Origin of the sequence: Streptomyces sp. NBC_01429 (genome assembly GCF_036231945.1) — a bacterium.
Lineage (GTDB): Bacteria > Actinomycetota > Actinomycetes > Streptomycetales > Streptomycetaceae > Streptomyces.
This window is the reverse complement of sequence record NZ_CP109599.1, coordinates 8,029,994-8,046,943: the sequence shown is the minus strand read 5'-3', so window position 1 is coordinate 8,046,943 and position 16,950 is coordinate 8,029,994. Positions and strand designations below refer to the sequence as shown.

At 68.6% G+C, this 16,950-nt stretch carries 18 protein-coding genes and 3 pseudogenes; 14 read left to right on the top strand and 7 right to left on the bottom strand.

The features are described from left to right. Positions 1 to 716: 716 nt before the first annotated feature. The 5 genes from OG627_RS35220 to OG627_RS35200 all read left to right on the top strand — a co-directional run bounded on the left by OG627_RS35220 (position 717) and on the right by OG627_RS35200 (position 5,334). Entirely contained in the window at positions 717 to 1,109 is a 393-nt protein-coding gene (locus OG627_RS35220) for an ATP-binding protein (protein ID WP_329072189.1), read from the top strand. Between the two features lie 561 nt (positions 1,110 to 1,670). Beyond that, on the top strand, positions 1,671 to 3,119 hold the full coding sequence (locus OG627_RS35215) for a carboxylesterase family protein (protein ID WP_329072187.1): 1,449 nt from the start codon (positions 1,671 to 1,673) through the stop codon (positions 3,117 to 3,119). Positions 3,120 to 3,248: 129 nt separating this feature from the next. Further along, positions 3,249 to 4,271, top strand: coding sequence for an alcohol dehydrogenase catalytic domain-containing protein (locus OG627_RS35210; RefSeq protein WP_329072185.1), 1,023 nt, complete (start codon positions 3,249 to 3,251; stop codon positions 4,269 to 4,271). 43 nt (positions 4,272 to 4,314) lie between these two features. Beyond that, entirely contained in the window at positions 4,315 to 4,770 is a 456-nt protein-coding gene (locus OG627_RS35205) for a YybH family protein (protein WP_329072183.1), read from the top strand. Positions 4,771 to 4,905: 135 nt separating this feature from the next. Beyond that, a complete protein-coding gene (locus OG627_RS35200; protein ID WP_329072181.1) occupies positions 4,906 to 5,334 on the top strand; it encodes a VOC family protein in 429 nt (142 codons plus the stop codon). Between the two features lie 102 nt (positions 5,335 to 5,436). Here OG627_RS35200 and OG627_RS35195 read toward each other — a convergent pair whose 3' ends face one another. Beyond that, on the bottom strand, positions 5,437 to 6,372 hold the full coding sequence (locus tag OG627_RS35195) for a helix-turn-helix domain-containing protein (protein WP_329072179.1): 936 nt from the start codon (positions 6,370 to 6,372) through the stop codon (positions 5,437 to 5,439). 127 nt (positions 6,373 to 6,499) lie between these two features. Between OG627_RS35195 and OG627_RS35190 the strand changes: the two genes are divergently transcribed. The 5 genes from OG627_RS35190 to OG627_RS35170 all read left to right on the top strand — a co-directional run bounded on the left by OG627_RS35190 (position 6,500) and on the right by OG627_RS35170 (position 9,282). After that, entirely contained in the window at positions 6,500 to 6,895 is a 396-nt protein-coding gene (locus tag OG627_RS35190) for an MmcQ/YjbR family DNA-binding protein (RefSeq protein WP_329072177.1), read from the top strand. Then, positions 6,892 to 7,260 (top strand): MmcQ/YjbR family DNA-binding protein, encoded by a 369-nt coding sequence (locus OG627_RS35185; protein ID WP_329072175.1) that lies wholly within the window; start codon positions 6,892 to 6,894, stop codon positions 7,258 to 7,260. Before OG627_RS35190 ends, OG627_RS35185 begins: the two co-directional genes overlap by 4 nt. Positions 7,261 to 7,360: 100 nt before the next feature. Beyond that, on the top strand, positions 7,361 to 7,525 hold the full coding sequence (locus OG627_RS35180; protein WP_329072173.1) for a hypothetical protein: 165 nt from the start codon (positions 7,361 to 7,363) through the stop codon (positions 7,523 to 7,525). Between the two features lie 3 nt (positions 7,526 to 7,528). Further along, positions 7,529 to 8,674 (top strand): replication-associated recombination protein A, encoded by a 1,146-nt coding sequence (locus OG627_RS35175; RefSeq protein WP_329073202.1) that lies wholly within the window; start codon positions 7,529 to 7,531, stop codon positions 8,672 to 8,674. Positions 8,675 to 8,952: 278 nt separating this feature from the next. Further along, a complete protein-coding gene (locus OG627_RS35170; protein ID WP_329072171.1) occupies positions 8,953 to 9,282 on the top strand; it encodes an alpha/beta hydrolase in 330 nt (109 codons plus the stop codon). A 90-nt stretch (positions 9,283 to 9,372) separates the two neighbouring features. On the opposite strand, the gene OG627_RS35165 is transcribed toward OG627_RS35170, so the two are convergent. From OG627_RS35165 to OG627_RS35150, 5 genes and pseudogenes are all read right to left on the bottom strand, one after another. After that, positions 9,373 to 9,600 carry a hypothetical protein gene (locus tag OG627_RS35165; protein ID WP_329072169.1) on the bottom strand — a complete coding sequence of 76 codons (228 nt, stop codon included), beginning with the start codon at positions 9,598 to 9,600 and terminating at the stop codon, positions 9,373 to 9,375. Then, a pseudogene (locus tag OG627_RS35160) lies at positions 9,600 to 9,701 on the bottom strand (transcriptional regulator); the annotation flags it as partial. The gene OG627_RS35165 and the pseudogene OG627_RS35160, both read right to left, overlap by 1 nt. Positions 9,702 to 9,966: 265 nt before the next feature. Beyond that, a pseudogene (locus OG627_RS35635) lies at positions 9,967 to 10,182 on the bottom strand (cysteine hydrolase); the annotation flags it as partial. Between the two features lie 85 nt (positions 10,183 to 10,267). Beyond that, positions 10,268 to 10,801 carry a DUF6328 family protein gene (locus OG627_RS35155; protein WP_329072167.1) on the bottom strand — a complete coding sequence of 178 codons (534 nt, stop codon included), beginning with the start codon at positions 10,799 to 10,801 and terminating at the stop codon, positions 10,268 to 10,270. A 364-nt stretch (positions 10,802 to 11,165) separates the two neighbouring features. Beyond that, entirely contained in the window at positions 11,166 to 11,720 is a 555-nt protein-coding gene (locus OG627_RS35150; RefSeq protein ID WP_329072166.1) for a hypothetical protein, read from the bottom strand. An 862-nt stretch (positions 11,721 to 12,582) separates the two neighbouring features. On the opposite strand from OG627_RS35150, the gene OG627_RS35145 reads away from it, so the two are divergent. The 4 genes and pseudogenes from OG627_RS35145 (at position 12,583) to OG627_RS35130 (ending at position 15,364) form a co-directional block, all read left to right on the top strand. Next, positions 12,583 to 13,767 carry a zinc-dependent alcohol dehydrogenase gene (locus tag OG627_RS35145; RefSeq protein ID WP_329072164.1) on the top strand — a complete coding sequence of 395 codons (1,185 nt, stop codon included), beginning with the start codon at positions 12,583 to 12,585 and terminating at the stop codon, positions 13,765 to 13,767. Positions 13,768 to 13,826: 59 nt separating this feature from the next. After that, positions 13,827 to 14,413: pseudogene (locus tag OG627_RS35140) on the top strand (flavodoxin family protein); the annotation flags it as partial. A 122-nt stretch (positions 14,414 to 14,535) separates the two neighbouring features. Continuing rightward, positions 14,536 to 15,069, top strand: a complete 534-nt coding sequence (locus OG627_RS35135; RefSeq protein ID WP_329072162.1) for a type 1 glutamine amidotransferase domain-containing protein — start codon at positions 14,536 to 14,538, stop codon at positions 15,067 to 15,069. 139 nt (positions 15,070 to 15,208) lie between these two features. Next, complete coding sequence (locus OG627_RS35130) at positions 15,209 to 15,364, top strand: DUF6131 family protein (protein ID WP_329073200.1); 156 nt, start codon at positions 15,209 to 15,211, stop codon at positions 15,362 to 15,364. Positions 15,365 to 15,434: 70 nt separating this feature from the next. Here the strand turns inward: OG627_RS35130 and OG627_RS35125 are convergent, their stop codons facing one another. Further along, the gene (locus tag OG627_RS35125; RefSeq protein WP_329072160.1) at positions 15,435 to 16,847 is read right to left on the bottom strand and encodes an NADP-dependent succinic semialdehyde dehydrogenase; all 1,413 of its coding nucleotides are present in this window, start codon (positions 16,845 to 16,847) and stop codon (positions 15,435 to 15,437) included. Positions 16,848 to 16,950: the final 103 nt, after the last annotated feature.

Here is a 16,950-nt window from a genome sequence, read left to right as displayed (position 1 = left end):
GTGTCCGCACGCCCACTCGGGAGAGGGCGGGGAATGCGGGGATCGCGGTTGCTTGACCGGAGACCACCTCACTATCGATGTCCTGCGGTACCCGGGCTCAGCGATTCCGCCCGGGCGATCCTGATGGCGCTCAACTCCTCCGTTCTTCCCTCTTGATCAACTACTGCTTTGTACTGCTGGTGACCTGAACAAGCGCCACTTCCGGCAGCCAGCCCCGTCGCCCGTCCTGCGTCTTCTCTGGCTCAGAACCCCACTGCCGAACCTCCCGGCACGCGCGTCCGCAGCCGACGCCTTTACCGAGGAACCACTGACAACCGCACTGCTGGTCCTGCGAACTGCATATTTCGGTACTGCCACCGCGTTCACCGCGGCTCTGCTCACGGCGGCCCCTGAACCTGCGGGCCACCCGGTCCGGTCGTCAGTCCCGTCGCCGTCCTGAAACAGCCCTGGCTTCGAAACTCCACCACCGCACCGTCCTGCGCACTGCAACTGCTGTACTGCTGCCCGCCAGTTCGTCTCTGCCGGGCCTTGCTGATCTCGGCTACGAGAGAAACCATAACTGCGCCACCACCCAATGTCTACTCCGACCGACTTAGATTTCCGCGCGTTCGACGGCGAGACATTCGGACCCCGCCGGGTTAAGGGGGACCGGGTGGGGCACAAGGGGCGGACAGGCGCGATCAGGCGGTGACGGGCCAGAGGCCAGGGGGAACCTGATGGACACGATGTGCGCCGACGCCACCACCGCCCGCTCCGCAACCAGCACCGTTGCCGACCCGCGCGAGACCACGCGACGCTTCCTCGAAGTCCTCCGGCAGCCGGCCGTCGCCCCAGAAGCGGCCGACACCGTGATCCTGGTCGTCTCCGAACTCGTCACCAACGCCCTGCGCCACGGCGGCGGCACCTACACCCTCCGCCTGACCGCCCACCCTGACCTCATCGAGGTGGCCGTCAACGACCCCAGCCCGCAGGCCCCGCGCATGCGCACCCCCGACCTGAACGGCGGCACCGGCGGCTTCGGCTGGCACATGGTCAACCACCTCGCCCGCACCACCGCGGTCACCCGCCGGCCGCCCGGCGGCAAGACCGTCAGCGCCTTCCTCCGGTAGCACCCGGGAGCGCATCACCCACTGGTGGAGTGTCGGTATTCGAGGGTTGCAGTATTCGCGCGGAGGGCGAGCACTCCCACACCCGGTCGCGGTGACAAGGCGTACAGCTCTCACCGCAGCGGACCCTGTCTGCACGAAGACGCCGGATCAAGAAGAAGAGACCGACCTGTTGCGGCGAACCCGCGCCGACGCCCGCGCTCCGGTGCGGGCCTTCGTCCGCTGCCACCGCGCAGTACGGGCCCTTCCCGGCAGCGGAAATGCCGCGGCAGAAGGCTCACCCGGCGCTAGGACGTTCACGGCGCCGGTACGGCGCAATGTGCTGAATCGCCCCGAGGAGATCGAGCCGGCGCCGTTCGCCGATGATCCGGCCGTCTGCCAGATAGGAGAAGTTCCCGGCCTGCACCGAGATCTTGTTGTCGAAGTGTCAGCTGATGACCACCAGGTGACCGCCATCCGCCGGGCGCTATATCGGATCGCAGGAAACGATGGGAGACGTCACCGCTCGCAACCAGCTGCCGACACTCCGCGCGAAACACCCGAACCGCGCTGGAAGGACACGTCATGACCGCGACCGCGACCGCGACCGCGCCCAGGGCCTCGACTGCACCAGGGGTGCGGTCCTGGTGGGGGATCCCCTACGCCACCGCCGAGCGGTACCGCCGCCCCGTGGTCGCGGACTTCGATGCAGACCGACCCTATGACCGCAAGGGCGTCGTCTCCGTCCAGCCCGACAGCGGCGACTGGCTCGAAGCGGACACCGGGATGGGCGAGGACTGCCTGAACCTGAACGTGTGGGCTCCCGAGCAGTCGGCCGACAAGGCGCTGCCGGTGGCCGTGTACATCCATGGCGGCGGATTCGAGTTCGGCGCGAACACACAGATCACCTCGAACGCCGCCGGTCTCGCCGCGTCGGGGCGCGTGGTGGGTGTGTCGCTCAACTACCGGCTCGGCGCGCTGGGCGCGCTCTCGCTCTCCCAGTACGGTGGGCACCTCGCCGAGGCCAGCAACCTTTTCCTGCAGGACGTCATCGCCGCGCTGACCTGGATCCAGCGGAACATCGCCCACTTCGGCGGCGATCCCGACCAGGTCACTGTCTATGGTCACAGCGCCGGCGCCTACTCCACCTTCGGGCTGCTCGGCGCCTCCTCCGCCGATGGCCTGTACCGGCGACTGGCCGGGTTCTCCGGCGGGCCCGCTCGTAGCGTCCCGGCCTGGTGGGCCGAGGAGCTCGTGCAAAGGTTCGTCACCGAACTCGGCGTGGCGGACAACCCGGAGAAGCTGCTCGATCTCGACGCGGTCTCCCTGAGGGATGCCCTGCGCGAGGTCGCCCCGACCGACCTCGGAGTCCGGGGCGGGGTGGACAACAAGGCCACCGGCGTCGTCCTGGACATCGGGCAGCCCGGCGCGGTGGTGCACGCCCATCCGATGGACGTCCTGGCCTCGGGCGCGCACCGTGATGTTGACGTGCTGCTGAGCATGGCAAGTGACGACATGGTGTGGTGGGTGGCGAACGACCTCGACCGGTTCGACCCGCACACCCTCGACCGCGTCGTCGACGAGGTCGCGGGGTGGCGCATCTCCCGCTCCCGCGCGAAGAGGCTCGTCGATGCCTACGACCGGGACGGCCGTACCCCGGCCGAGGTCCGCGCCGCGGTCATGGCGGATTATCTCTTCGCGCTCCCGGCCGCCCGCGGCGCCCTGGCGCATGCCGCCGCGGGCGGCAACGCTCATCTCCTGATGATCGGGCCCGCCGAGGGCGCGCCCGCGGTGCACGGCAGCGAGATGTACGCCCTGGTCGGCCAGGAACAGCCGGGCCGCAGCGCAGAGCAGGCCGAGCGTGACACGCGGATCCGCGACATCGTGCTCGACTTCGCCACCGGTGAGCAGTCCCGTCTGTGGCCCGCCGTCACGGACAAGCCCACCTCGGGAAGCGTCGGCAACCCGCCCTTCGAGGCCACCGCCCACTACCAGCAGGCCCTCGACCTGTGGGAGGGCATCGACCGCCCCTGACGGTCACCGCGCGATCCCGAGATGCAGAACGGCGCAGAGTCACCACTGAATGATCACCCGGGCACCTGTGCCTGGAGCCCCGGCTCCGTTTTCACATTCCCGGGGGACGAACAGAACAAGGAGTTCGGCATGAGCCGATCGACAGCAACCGGCGGCGCCGCACCGGCGACGATGCGGGCCGTCGTCGTCACCAGGCCCGGCGGCCTCGACGCACTGGAGATCAAGGATGTGCCGGTGCCCGTCCGCAAGCCCGGCTGGGTGCGGATCAGGGTGAAGGCGTTCGGCGTCAACGAGTCCGAGGTCACCACACGCAAGGGCGAGTCGGACGCGGTGGTCACCTACCCGCGCGTGCCCGGCATCGAGGGCGTCGGCGTGGTCGATGCGGCCGACGAGGACAGCGGGCTGCGGCCGGGACAGCAGGTGGCGACGATGATGGGCGGCATGGGCCGCTCGTACGACGGCGCGTACGCCCAGTACGTGACCGTCCCCGCTGGGCAGGTCATCCCGTTCGAGACCGGCCTGCCTTGGGAGGTCGTCGGTGCGCTGCCGGAGATGTTCCAGACCGCCTACGGATCGCTGACCCGCGGCCTGGACCTCAAAGCCGGGCAGACGCTGCTGATCCGCGGCGGCACCTCCACGGTCGGGCTGAGCGCGGCCACCATCGCGAAGGACCTCGGCGCCACCGTCATCTCCACCACCCGCAGCCCGCAGAGGGCCGGGGAATTGCGGGCCGCGGGCGTCGACCATCCCCTCGTCGACAACGGCACGATCGCCGGCCAGGTGCGCGAGCTGATCCCGGACGGCGTCGACGCCGCCCTGGAACTGGTCGGCTGCTCGGTCCTCCCCGACACCCTCCGCACCGTCCGCCGGCACGGCACCGTCTGCTTCACCGGAGCCCTGGCGGGCCAGTGGTCCATCCCGGACTTCACCCCGTTCATGATCCCCTTCGGAGTACGCCTGACCTCCTACGGCGGTCAGGCCAGCGACCTCCCGGCCGACGTCTTCGCCCACCAGCTCCAGGCCATCGCCGCCGGACGCCTCAACGTCCCGGTCGCGAAGGTCTATCACGGCCTGGAACAAGTCCGAGACGCCCAGACCGACCTCGAATCCGGCACCACGCCGGGCAAGCACGTCGTCGTCCTGGACGACTGAAGGAGACGCATCCCCCGGTTCGCCGACAGGCACCGGCTGGGGCATGCACAAAGAAAGGGAGGACGCCGTGGGCGTCAACAAGGAAGAAGTCAGCAAGACCATCATCGAGCTGGAGAAGTCGTACAACGAACGCTTCAGCGTCGGCAACCCGGGCGGCTACCTGGACGGCTTCGCGGACGAGGTGAGCTACTTCGACCCGATCCTCGAGAACATCGTCGTCGGCAAGGAGAAGACCGTCGCGTGGCTGTCGACCATCTACTCCAACCCGCACATCGCGCGCAGCGAGTACCTCAACCCGATGGTCCACGTCGGCGACAGCGGCGGCTTCGCCGTCCTGGCTTACAACCTGAAGACCTACGTGCTCGACGAGGACGGCAACGAGAAGCAGCGGCGCGCCTGGAACGCAACGCACGGCTACCGGCTCGTCGACGGCCAGTGGCTCATCGTGCACTCCAACTGGGCGTTCTCCCAGACCGTGACCGAAAGGATCGCCTCCTGACCGCGGCGCAGCCTGTGGGCCCCAGCCTGACCGGGTTCCTCGGGCATGGCGAGCGGGGCCCCGCCTGTGCCGCCGGCATCCGGCCAGTGGTCGTCCCAGCCGCACCGATCAGCTCCGAGACACCAGCGCACCCGAATGACCGAACACGAGGATCCCATGATCACCGGCACCGCAACCGACGCCTACAGCTCCTTCACCGTGACCGACCTGGAATCGACCCGCACCTTCTACCACGACGTACTCGGGCTGCGAGTCGAAGACCGGGACACAATGCTCACCATCCGCCTCCCCGGCGGTGCGAGCACCGTCGCGTACGCCTCCCGCAACCACCAACCGGCACGATTCACCATCCTCAACATCGTCGTCCCTGACCTCCCCAGTACTGTCGCGGACCTCACCCGACGCGGCGTGGATTTCGTGCACTATGAGGGGGTGCAGATCGACTCGGACGGGATCTACCGCGCCAACGGCCCCTGGTTCGCCTGGTTCACCGACCCCTCCGGCAACGTTCTTGCCGTCTGCGAACGCGACCTCCGCACGGCCTGCGCGAGGCGTACCGGATGATCGACGGCGAGTGGCACGTCGGGCACTCCCACTGGGCGTTCACGCAGACCGCGAAGGCAGCCGTCTCCTCCTGACGGGCAAGGCGCCTGTGCCGGGTTTGCGTCACGCGCCGGTCCTCGCCTCGCGGGCAGCGAAGGCGGCCGGGGTGAGGCCGGTGCGATCGCGGAAGAAGCGGCCGAAGTTCGCGGGGTCGGTGAAGCCGAGGTGGACGGCCACCGTCCGGGCGTCCCATCGGGCACCTCCCAGCAGGCGCCGGGCTTCCAGGAGGCGGCGTTCGTCGATGAGTTCACGTACCCCCTTGCCGGTGGCGTCCCGGGCGGCACGACTCAGGGTGCGGACCGAACAGCCGAGCAACTCGGCGTAGTCCGCGGCTTGGTGCAGCTCCCGGAAGTGCAGTTCCAGGGCGTCCAGGAAGCGTCCGTACCTGTCGGTGCGGCCCGTGTCGGCCGTGGCCGTGCCGGTGGGGGTGATGCCCGGGACGTTGGTCAGGCGCAGCAGCAGCGATTCGAGCAGGCTGCGGCGCAGGGCGTGGTGGATGTCGAGGGGGCGGTACCCGAGTGCGCGGTGTTCGTCCAGGAGCTGGAGTGTCGTCTGCTGGAGCCAGGCGGCGTCGTCAGGTTGCGGGCTGAGCACGGCAGGGGCGTTGTGCGCGGTGAGCGGGGCCAGGAGACGGGCGATGTCGGGCCGCAGTACATCCGGTTCGAACAGGACGAACGGGCCGCGGGCGGAGCCGGGCGGATGCCAGCACAGTGTGTGTCCGGGACGCACCCACAGCCACTGGCCGGGGGCGACGGTCCGCGTGACGTGGTCGACGTCGTGCCGCAGCTCGCCCTCGGTGATCGCGATGAGGTAGTGGAAGGTGGCGCGGACCGGACGGGGCGGGTTCCACGGCCAGTCGTCGTGCTGGGCGAAGAAGTCCTCAATGGTGTTCACCTCAAGGCCGTACGGAGTGCCGACCGGGGGCTGGAAACCGTACAGCGGAACCGCGGCGGGACCGGCCTGCCTGCTCGGCCTGGGGTGTCGCTTTTCGACCATCATATGTCCGCAGTTTACCGCGCCTTATGTCGGTCTCGGGGAGAGAGTGGGAGGTGCCGCCACGACCGTGCGGCGCGCCACTCGCGTCATGGGATGCCCAGCCCGCGCTCACCTGAGGAAGGGAACATTCATGAACGGAACGACCCTGCACAAGACCGCCGCCGCCTGCGCCGAGGAGCTTCCCGGAGCCCAGCTTGAGCATCCCTTCGGCGACGACTGGGAGGTCTTCAAGGTACGCGGCAAGGTGTTCATGCTGATGACCGAGGTTCCCGGGCGTCCCGTCGTGATCCTCAAGGCGGACCCCGGCGAGGCCCACGCCCTGCGGGAGCAGTACAGCCACATCACCCCCGGCTACCACATGAACAAGAAGCACTGGATCACACTGGAGGGTGGGGAGGGTGTCGACGAGGAGCTCGTGGGGGAGCTCGTCACCGATTCCTACCGGCTTGTGGTCGCTCTCCTGCCCAGGGCCGAGCGGCCCGTCGACCCGCACACTTACGGCAGCGGCACGTGGGCGGCCCGGTGAGCACGGCCGGTGACCGGCTCCAGGACACCTCCCGCCGGGCGGCCCTGGCCCTCCCCGACGTCAGCCACGGCTACCCCTTCACCCCCGGACTCGACGTGTACAAGGTCGCGGGAAAGGTGTTCCTGATCGTCACCGACGACCCGGACGATCAGATCATCACGGTCAACTGCGAACCCGAACACGCCCGCGCGCATGTACGCGGTTACGCCTCGATCACACCGGGCCGCTACCTCGACAAACGGCACTGGATCTCACTCGGTCCTGGTCCCGGCATCACCGAGCGGCTGGTCACCGACGCGGTCGAGGATTCCTACGACCTGGTCGCCGAGCGGCTGTCGCGACGCGACCGCCCCGGTGCCCGATGAGCGCCGCGAGCTTCCCCACGATCGGCTGACCCGACGCCTGTCAGTGCCCCGTACACGGCTGGCCACGTCCGCACACGTCCGCCTGCGATCCGAGAGGCCGATGGAACCGACCGAAGCGACCCTGCCGCTCTTCGACGAGGAGCCCTCCCGGCCCCTCGCCGACCGCCTGCGCCCCACCCGGCTGGAAGATGTCGTCGGGCAGGACCACCTCCTTGCCCGGGACGCCCCGCTGGGCCGCATGGTCGCCCAGCAGCGCCTCAGCTAGGCCATCCTGTGGGGTCCGCCCGGAGTCGGGAAGACGACCATCGCCCGGCTTCTCGCGGACGCCGGCAACCTGGCCTTCGAGCCGGTGTCGGCCACCTTCTCCGGCGTGGCCGATCTGCGGAAGGTCTTCGCCGCCGCGCGGAGCCGACGCGGCATCGGCCAGGGCACCCTGCTGTTCGTCGACGAGATCCACCGCTTCAACCGCGCCCAGCAGGACAGCTTCCTGCCCTACGTCGAGGACGGCACGGTCACCCTGATCGGCGCCACCACGGAGAACCCGAGCTTCGAACTCAACGGCGCCCTCCTGTCCCGCACCCAGGTCCTGGTCCTCAAGCGCCTCGACGAAGCCGCACTGTCCACGCTCCTCGACCGCGCCGAGCAGCTCACCGGCCGCCATCTGCCCCTGGACGACGACGCGCGCCGCGCACTGATCGCCGTGGCGGACGGCGACGGCCGCTACCTCCTCAACATGGCCGAACAGCTCCAGGCCCTCCCGGACACCGAGATCGCCCTGGACACCGCCGGGCTCGCCCATCACATCCAGCAGCGAGCCCCGCTGTACGACAAGGTGCAGGAGGGCCACTACAACCTGATCTCCGCGCTGCACAAGTCGATGCGCGGCTCCGACCCGGACGCGGCCCTGTACTGGCTCGCCCGCATGCTCGACGGCGGCGAGGACCCCCTGTTCGTGGCCCGCCGCCTGGTCCGCTTCGCGAACGAGGACATCGGCATGGCCGACCCGCACGCCGTCCAGCAGGCCCTCGCCGCCTGGGACGTGTACGAGCGACTCGGCTCCCCCGAGGGCGAGTTGGCGATCGCCCAGGCCGTCGTCTACCTCGCCACCGCCCCCAAGTCCATCGCCGTCTACCGCGGCTTCAACGCCGCACACCGATCAGCCCGGCACACCGGCTCACTCATGCCACCCGCCCACATCCTCAACGCCCCGACCCGGCTGATGAAGAACCTCGGCTACGGCAAGGACTACCAGTACGACCCTGACACAGCCGACGGCTTCTCCGGTGACGACTACTTCCCCGACGACATGGACCGCGAGACGTACTACCAGCCCAGCCGCAACGGCTACGAAGCCCAGATCACCGAGCGCCTGCGCCACTGGACCGCTCTGCGCGCCCGCCGGCAACGCGGCTGACCGGCCGACACCCACGAAGAATCATCACAGCCGGAGGAGTGAAGACAGCGCGCCCGAGTTGCCCGTGACGTGCACTCACCCGAGCCTGCGCCGCATCCGAGGATGCGGTTCGCCTACTCCCCGTCGTTCCCGAAGGAGAGAACAGATGGCAGACCAGACAGCAGCAGACGACTTTGGCGCCTTGACCATCCGGCCCCCGCTGGACCCGGAGATCGCGCACGGCGGCGGGATGATCATGGGGGGGACGCCGGGACCACGTGAGTCATCTCCTCCCCCACGTGATCGAGGGGAGCGCGGTCGTCGTGTCGGTCGAATACCGGCTGGCGCCGGATCACCCCGATCCCGCGCCGGTCGAGGACTGCTACGCGGGGCTGGTGTGGATGGCGAAGAACGCGGACGAGCTCGGCATCGACACCTGCTCGGCGGAGGGGTTCCGCGACGAGATCCTGATCTACGCCGGCCGCTTGTCCGAGGCGGGCGTGAGCGTCGATTTCCACATGTGGGGCGGAGGCTTCCACGGGTCCGACATGTCGGTGGGTGATGCGGCTGTGTCGCGTGCCTCCAACGCGACCCGCGAGGAGTTCATCCGGCGGGCTCTCGACAGGTGAGCGGTGCGACAACGCGAGATGCGACAGAGCTCGATTACTCGCCCAAGCTTCGATCCCGTGTGGCGCCGCTTCAAGAACTCGCGGAACCTCTCAGTTCACAGTCGCGGGAAACAGGCGCTCGACAGCCGCGACGATGGCAGCCCGGCGCGCCACCAGGAATGCAGCGCGGTCATCGCCGGACGGAGGCAGCAGATCAGGCTGTGCAGCCCAGGCGGTGGCGATCTGGTGGACGAGGACCAAGATGTCGACCGGGTCCCAGTGGGCGTCCAGCCGGCCGGCTTCCTGGGCCTCGCGGATTTGCTCGATCTTGCGGACCACAGAGCTTCCAGGAGGGTGTTGAGCCGGCGGGCAATGTGCTTGGGCAGCACCCGCCGGGTCTTCGCCGAGGCCGTCTCGCTTGCCGTGCGCTCCGTCGTCGTGGCGCACGGCGGCCGGGCTCGGCCGGGCTGGGGGGGCGGTGGTCTGACGGCCGTGGTCGGCCAGGGCACGGCCTGCGATGTCGTCGTCCAGACCGTGTGCGACCGCTCGGCCGCGCAGGGTCTCCAGAAGGTGCCGGCGGGCTTCGGCCGGGACGTGGCGTTAGGCGAAGTTCCTGCGGACGGTGAAGACGACCGCGGCGACGTCCACCACCGGGTCCACCCAGGCCCGGATCGCCGCCCCGACCGTACGGCAGCGGTGCAGGATCGGACGGAGCGGTTCGACCAGATCGGCGTGGGGTCCGGCGAGCGCTGTTTCGACGATCTCGCCGTGGTGGGACCGCTACTCGCCGAAGTCGTCTTGACGTAGATGTGGGCACCTTCCGGCGCCGGGCTTGTCGATCAGCCACGCGATGCGAAGCACCGCCTCCTTGTCGGACGGCACCAAGGGATCGGCATCGGCGTGATCACAGGCGTTGATCATGATCAGCGGACTGCTCCATGACTTCCTTGATGCCACCGCCTCCCCCTCCCCGCTTCCTGCTCGCGGAGGCGTCCGGGCCCGGCCCTCAGTCGTCGGCGGGGTTGCCTCGATGTCGTGCCCAGAGCGGGGCCACGAACCAGCAGAGCAGGAACCAGACCGCCACCACACCGACCAGCGCGGCGGCCCAGGCGTCCTGGACCGCCACTCTAAGCACCAGGAGCAGCGATGACGTCATGGTGCACAGCAGGAGCACGAGTCCGAGCACGGTCAGGCGGGAGGCCAGGAGCACCGTCTCCGGCTTGAGCCGCCGGCCGGTGAGAAGGCGATGCAGTGCGACCGGGCCCACCAGGACCCCGACGGTGGCAGCACCCAGGACCACGGTCACGGTATAGATGTGCCGGTCGGTGTCCGAGAGGTCGGTGAAGCGCTGCTGGAAGACGACGGTGAGCAGGAATCCGAAAAGGATCTGGACCCCTGTCTGGGCGACCCTCAGCTCTTGGAGCAGATCGCCCCAACGTCGGTCGGCGCGCTCTTCCGGAGTCTCCTCACCCCGCCCGCGATCGTGTGTGCCGGTTCGCCCTCGCCTCGTAAGGCGCGCGTCGCCCTCGTGGTCACGCATCCTGTTCGCCTCCTCGGCGCGGTTGGCTCCGGCGGCACCACTCTGCGCCCATGTTGAAGGATGTGGTTGGCACAGCACACCACGCGGGAGCCGCGCCGGACGGCCGTGTGCCACAAGGGTTGGGATGCTGGCGCACCGCAGGTCTCTGTCGAACTGGTCCGGCTGCGTATCACCAGTGTCGTCGGAATGTCCCGGACGACGTGACTGACGTCGGCCAGTAGGGCTCGCAGTCCTTGACGCGTCCGTATTCCGGGGAACGGCCCCGGCGTGGGTGGGCCGGGGCGCGCTCTGCCCGGTGGCCGGGACACGTGGCTGATACGCCGGAGCCCGCTGCTCCGATCGGTGAAACGGCGGTGTCAGACGGTCAGCTCCAGTTCGTCTTGATGTCGAAGGCGTATTCGAACTGTGCGACTTCCTTCTCGTCGTCGTTCACGAAGGATGCCTTGGCGGTGTAGCTGCCGCGGCTCAGAATGCCGCTCGGGGCCTCCTGCCAGCCGTGGCGGGGGAAGCGCACCGTGTGTTCCTTGTCCTGCTTGCCGAACGAACCCAGCATCTGGTTGTCCTTGGCGACCCGGATGCCCTTGCGGTACACCACGGAGAGGTACTTGACGCCGCTCGCGATCCCGTCGTCGACCGTGAAGGCGACGGCCAGCCTGTAGGGCCCGCCTTCGGCGAGAACGAACGGCTTCGCCTTGAGGTCGGCCAGCTCCTGGGCGTCGTCCAGCCGCCATGTGGTGGAGGGGCGGTCCTCGACTTCCAAGGTCAGCGTGCGCAGGGTGACGGTGCCGGCAGTCCCCTCCCCGATGTCCAGGCTCTCCTTGTACTTTTGCAGCTGTGGGTCGTTGTCGTCGCCTTGCTGCAGGGCGTTCAGGCTGACCTTCTTGCCCACCTTGTACTCCGGCGCGTCGTCGTCGGGCATTGCGTCCCCTTGTGTGTCCACGGACAGGATCGGGATCGGCTGACCCCGGGCCAGCAGGACAACACAACGCTCATCAGCACGAAGCAGGCGTGCCGCACTCCTGTTACGGTGGCAGCCAGTTGATCTACAATCCCGCCGGGTTTCGCGCCTGCTGGCTCTCTGCCCATAGCGTCGGCGGGGTTGCCCCAGGGAAGTCCTGCCTTGCAGGAGGGCTACCCAGCTACCCGGGACCGTTACGGCGGGTCGCTGGGCCGCGTGTCGGCGCTGCGGGGTTCCCGCTCTCCGTCATCAAGTTCACCAGGATGAGTGATGCACCGGCGACCTGGTGCTGCCAACGCCGACCGCGCGCCGAGGTCTGACGGCTGTCAGACGATCGCAACGGGGGGGAACGCACCTGCGGCAGCCAGATACCCCAGAACACCCCGCCCTTTTTCCTGGGCCGCGTCGCCACGTTGTTCGCCGTGGAGGCATCGGGAGCTCCGCTGTGTGGGAGGGGCAGGGCCTGGAAGCGAGGCGATGAGCCTCAACAGAGCGATCCGACCACTCCAGCAGCACGGGCCGGATCCGGTTAATAGCAGTTCCGGATCGTCGCCGCATGGCGGGCCCGGGAACGAGGGCCGCCGTCGTGCAGCAGCCGGGCCCAGCCTCCGACATCGTGGGCGCTCTCTGTGGCTGGAGACCGTCGAGCTTGGGCTCCAGCCACAGTTCGAACGACGACGGCCGGTCGTCGAGGAACACGCCGATGTGGTCGAGCGAGGGCCCCGTCCTGCGCCTGCGGGTCACGTGTTGCAAGGTGGGGAGCAGGCTGGGCGCCGGAGCCGACTGGACATCTGGTGGAGGGACGACACACAAGGAGGCGATCATGAGAGCTCTGACCTGGCACGGAAAGCGTGATGTACGGGTGGATACGGTCCCCGACCCGAAGATCGTGGATCCGACCGACATTGTCGTGCGCATCACCTCAAGCGGTATTTGCGGCTCGGACCTGCACCTGTACGAGGTGCTCGGACCTTACCTGGACCCCGGCGACATCTTGGGGCACGAGCCGATGGGCATCGTCGAGGAAGTCGGTTCGCAGGTGACCGCGGTATCGGTCGGGGATCGTGTGGTCGTCCCGTTCAACGTCTCGTGCGGCGCCTGCTGGATGTGTGGACAAGGGCTGCATTCGCAGTGCGAGACCACGCAGGTCAAAAAGCGCGGGATGGGCGCCTCGCTCTTCGGCTTCTCCAAGCTCTACGGCCAGGTCCCCGGCGGCCAGGCGGAGTTGCTGCGGGTGCCGTTCGGCAACACACTGCCGGTCAAGGTGGAACACGGGCCACCCGACCAGCGCTTCCTCTATCTCTCCGACGTCCTGCCCACCGCGTGGCAGTCCGTCGCCTACGCCGATATCCCGCCTGGTGGCAGCGTCACCGTGCTCGGCCTCGGGCCGATCGGTGACATGGCGGCCCGCATCGCCCTCCACCGCGGAGCAGGCACAGTCATCGGCGTCGACCTCGTACCCGAACGGCTGTCCCGGGCGCGCGCCAGAGGCGTACACACCATTGACCTGAACGAGCACGGCGACAACGTCGTGGACGAGATCCGCCGCCTCACCGGCGGACGCGGCTCGGACGCCGTCATCGAGGCCGTCGGCATGGAGGCACACGGCGCCCCTCTCACCAAGGCCGCCCAGCAGTTCGTGGGTCTGCTGCCTGACAAGCTGGGCGAGAAGATGATGGGCCGCGCCGGCGTGGACAGCATGGTGGCCTTCAACACCGCCGTCGAGGCGGTACGGCGCGGGGGCACGGTCTCACTCATCGGCGTTTACGGAGGCGCCATCGATCCGGTGCCGATGCTGACGATGTTCGACAAGCAGATCCAGCTCCGCATGGGGCAGGCGAACGTCAAGCGCTGGGTCGACGACATTCTGCCGCTCCTCAACGAGGAGGACGTCCTTGGAGTGGACGGATTCGCCACGCACACCCTGCCCCTCGAAGAAGGACCCCAGGCGTATAAGACCTTCCAGGCCAAACAGGACGGCATGATCAAGACCGTCCTGACTCCCTGACCGGTCGGCTACCCGCCAGGCCAGCCTCTCCCCCGCACGCACGTGCCCAAGGAGTGTTCATGACTCGTGCTGTCGCGCTCGTCTGCACATTGAGCCCGTCGCCCAAGAACTCCAGCAGTCACCTCCTCGCCGAACAGGTGATGGCAGAGTTGTCCAGCATCGGAGTGGAGGGGGAAACCCTCCGTGTCACCGACCACGACATCAAGCCGGGGGTCGCGCAGAACATGGGCGAGGGAGACGCCTGGCCGGCACTGCGGGAGAAGGTGATGGCGGCTGACATCCTCCTTCTCTCCACACCCATCTGGCTCGGCCACCCCTCCAGCGTCTGCCAACGCGTACTGGAACGCCTGAACGCCGATATCTCCGAAACGGACGACCAGGGAAGGCAGTTGACCTACGGAAAGGTCGCCGCGACCGCTGTCGTCGGGAATGAGGACGGAGCCCACAAAGTGAGCGCCGATCTGTTCCAGGGCTCAACGACCTGGGCTTCACCCTCGCCCCCGGAGCCATCACCTACTGGGTCGGCGAGGCCCAGCACGGAACCGACTACCAGGATCTCAAGGAGACGCCGTCGGGCACCGCCGCCACGACCCGGGCCCTCGCCGTCAACGCCGCGCACCTCGCGCGGCTCCTGGCCGCGGCCCCTGTCCATCGAGCTGAGCAAGCCCGGTGTACTCCCTGCCCGCGTGCGGTCAGGCGAGAGCAAGGCCGTGCCGTACCCCAGAAGGAGGCGGTACGGAAAACCACTACGGAAAGGACGTGAGTCGCATGCGCGTGGCATTCCTCGTAGCACCCGAGGGCGTGGAGCAGGTCGAGCTGGCCGAGCCGTGGAAGGCCGTGGCCGACGCGGGTGGAGAGCCGACACTGGTCTCCACCGCCGAGGGGGAGATCCAGGCGTTCCACCACCTCGACAAGGCGGACACCTTCCCCGTCGGCCGCACGGTGTCCCAGGCCGGCGCCGCGGACTACGACGCACTGGTGCTCCCCGGTGGCGTCGCCAACCCGGACGCACTGCGGACGGACGGGGCGGCCGTCGCCTTCGTCAAGGGCTTCTTCCAGGCGGGCAAGCCGGTGGCAGCGATCTGTCACGCGCCCTGGACGCTGATCGAGGCCGACGTGGTGCGCGGCAGGACGCTGACATCATGGCCCTCCCTGCAAACGGACCTGCGCAACGCGGGAGCCACCTGGGTCGACGAACAGGTCAGGATCTGCACCGCCGCCCCCAGCACTCTGATCACCAGCCGGAAGCCGGACGATCTGAACGCCTTCTCCCACGCGTTCCTCAAGGAATTCGGCGCCTGAGAGCAGGCTCCCCCGACCTGGGCCGCGCCGGCCTCGCCGCCCTGTCCCGCGCTGGGAAAACACGTGTCCGAGGTCGCGAAAAAAGCGGGTCGAGCGCAAGCTGGAGCTGGAAGAGCGTGCATGACGATGGGAGCGCGTGGTGGTCGTCCTCGGCATCATCCTGCTTGTGGTCGGTTTTGTCACCAGCATTTCCGCTCTGTGGACGATCGGCATCGTCCTCGTCGCGATCGGCGCGATCCTGTGGGTGCTGGGCGCTCTGGGGCACGCTGTGGGCGGCAGGCGGCACTACTGGTGATAAGCCTGGGTCTCACTCGCTGACGCCAGACGGCGTCGGCGGCGCTGTTCGGGGCCGGACAGTCAGGCGACTACGAGGTCGTGGCGTCCGGCTCCGCGCCGAGCCACACGGTGGTGGCATTGCAGAATTCCTTGATCCCGTGCCCCGCCAGTTCACGGCCGTAGCCCGAGCGCTTCACACCGCCGAAGGGCAGAGCCGGGTGCGAGGCCGTCATTCCGTTGAAGAACACACCGCCCGCTTCCATGTCCTGGACGAACCGCCGCATCTCGCCCTCATCGCGCGTCCAGACGTTGGAACTCAGCCCGAAGGGCGTGCCGTTCGCAAAAGCGATGGCCTCCTCCACCCCGCTGACCCGGTACAACGTGGCCACCGGACCGAATGTCTCCTCGGTGTGGACGCGCATCGTGTCCGTGACACCGGCGAGCACCGTCGGTGTGAAGAACCAGCCCCTCTCGTAGCCCTCGGGCCGGGCTCCTCCGCACAGCGCGGTGGCTCCCCGGTTCAGGGCGTCGTCGACCAGTTCCTCCAGATCGGCGCGGCCCCGTTCGGTGGAGAGCGGTCCGACGTCCGTGGACTCGTCCAGCGGATCCCCGACGGTCAGCGCGCGCACTCCCGCTGTGAACCGTTCGGCGAAGGCGTCGTAGATGTCCTCGTGCACGATGAACCGTTTGGCGGCGATGCACGACTGGCCGTTGTTCTGGACCCGCGCCGTCACCGCTGTCCGTGCCGCCCGCTCGACGTCCGCAGAGGACATGACCACGTACGGATCGCTGCCGCCCAGCTCCAGGACAGTCTTCTTGATCTCGTCGCCGGCGATCGAGGCGACCGAGCGGCCGGCCGGCTCGCTGCCTGTGAGGGTCGCGGCGGCCACCCGGCTGTCGCGCAGAATGGCCTCGATCGCGTCGGAGCCCACCAGCAGGGTCTGGAAGCACCCCTCCGGGTAACCCGCCCTGTGGAAGAGTTCCTCCAGGTAGAGCGCGGTCTGCGGAACGTTCGAGGCATGCTTGAGCAGGCCGACATTGCCCGCCATAAGGGCGGGCGCGGCGAACCGTACGACTTGCCAGAGGGGAAAATTCCACGGCATCACCGCGAGCACCACACCAAGCGGGCGGTAGTGCACCCGCACGTGGGCGGCGCCCGAGTCCACGACATCACCTTCCGCGGGGTGCTCGTCCGCGAGGAGCGCCTCGGCGCGCTCCGCGTACCAGCGCATCGCCTTGACGCACTTGAGGGCCTCCGCGCGGGCCTGCGCGAGGGGTTTACCCATTTCGGTGGTCATCGTGCGGGCGATGTCCGGGGCGTCCCGCTCCAGCAGATCAGCGGCGCGGCGCAGTAGCCTCGCCCGTTCGCCGAAACCAGTGAGGCGGTACAGGCGGAACCTGTCGGCGGCAGCCGCGAGCCGGTGTTCGATCGCGTCCGCTCCGAGCGCGTCGAAGGTCTTGAGCGTCTCGCCGCTGGCGGGGTTCACCGTCGCGATGGGCATAGTGTTTCCTCCTCCTCGTACGAACGCTTTCGACCCTTCCGCGCACCGCCACCGCCCGCAACATGGCGGGAGGGCCCCGCCCGGCGGGGCTGCGGGCGAACAG

Excerpts from the sequence above, each read along its gene's own strand:
- OG627_RS35125 (WP_329072160.1), bottom strand. The coding sequence starts at position 16,847 with ATGCCCATCGCGACGGTGAACCCCGCCAGCGGCGAGACGCTCAAGACC.
- OG627_RS35180 (WP_329072173.1), top strand. The coding sequence starts at position 7,361 with ATGGAACCGACCGAAGCGACCCTGCCGCTCTTCGACGAGGAGCCCTCC.
- OG627_RS35195 (WP_329072179.1), bottom strand. The coding sequence starts at position 6,372 with ATGATGGTCGAAAAGCGACACCCCAGGCCGAGCAGGCAGGCCGGTCCC.
- OG627_RS35200 (WP_329072181.1), top strand. The coding sequence starts at position 4,906 with ATGACCGAACACGAGGATCCCATGATCACCGGCACCGCAACCGACGCC.
- OG627_RS35135 (WP_329072162.1), top strand. The coding sequence starts at position 14,536 with ATGCGCGTGGCATTCCTCGTAGCACCCGAGGGCGTGGAGCAGGTCGAG.
- OG627_RS35220 (WP_329072189.1), top strand. The coding sequence starts at position 717 with ATGGACACGATGTGCGCCGACGCCACCACCGCCCGCTCCGCAACCAGC.
- OG627_RS35215 (WP_329072187.1), top strand. The coding sequence starts at position 1,671 with ATGACCGCGACCGCGACCGCGACCGCGCCCAGGGCCTCGACTGCACCA.
- OG627_RS35150 (WP_329072166.1), bottom strand. The coding sequence starts at position 11,720 with ATGCCCGACGACGACGCGCCGGAGTACAAGGTGGGCAAGAAGGTCAGC.
- OG627_RS35145 (WP_329072164.1), top strand. The coding sequence starts at position 12,583 with ATGAGAGCTCTGACCTGGCACGGAAAGCGTGATGTACGGGTGGATACG.
- OG627_RS35210 (WP_329072185.1), top strand. The coding sequence starts at position 3,249 with ATGAGCCGATCGACAGCAACCGGCGGCGCCGCACCGGCGACGATGCGG.
- OG627_RS35190 (WP_329072177.1), top strand. The coding sequence starts at position 6,500 with ATGAACGGAACGACCCTGCACAAGACCGCCGCCGCCTGCGCCGAGGAG.
- OG627_RS35205 (WP_329072183.1), top strand. The coding sequence starts at position 4,315 with ATGCACAAAGAAAGGGAGGACGCCGTGGGCGTCAACAAGGAAGAAGTC.
- OG627_RS35155 (WP_329072167.1), bottom strand. The coding sequence starts at position 10,801 with ATGCGTGACCACGAGGGCGACGCGCGCCTTACGAGGCGAGGGCGAACC.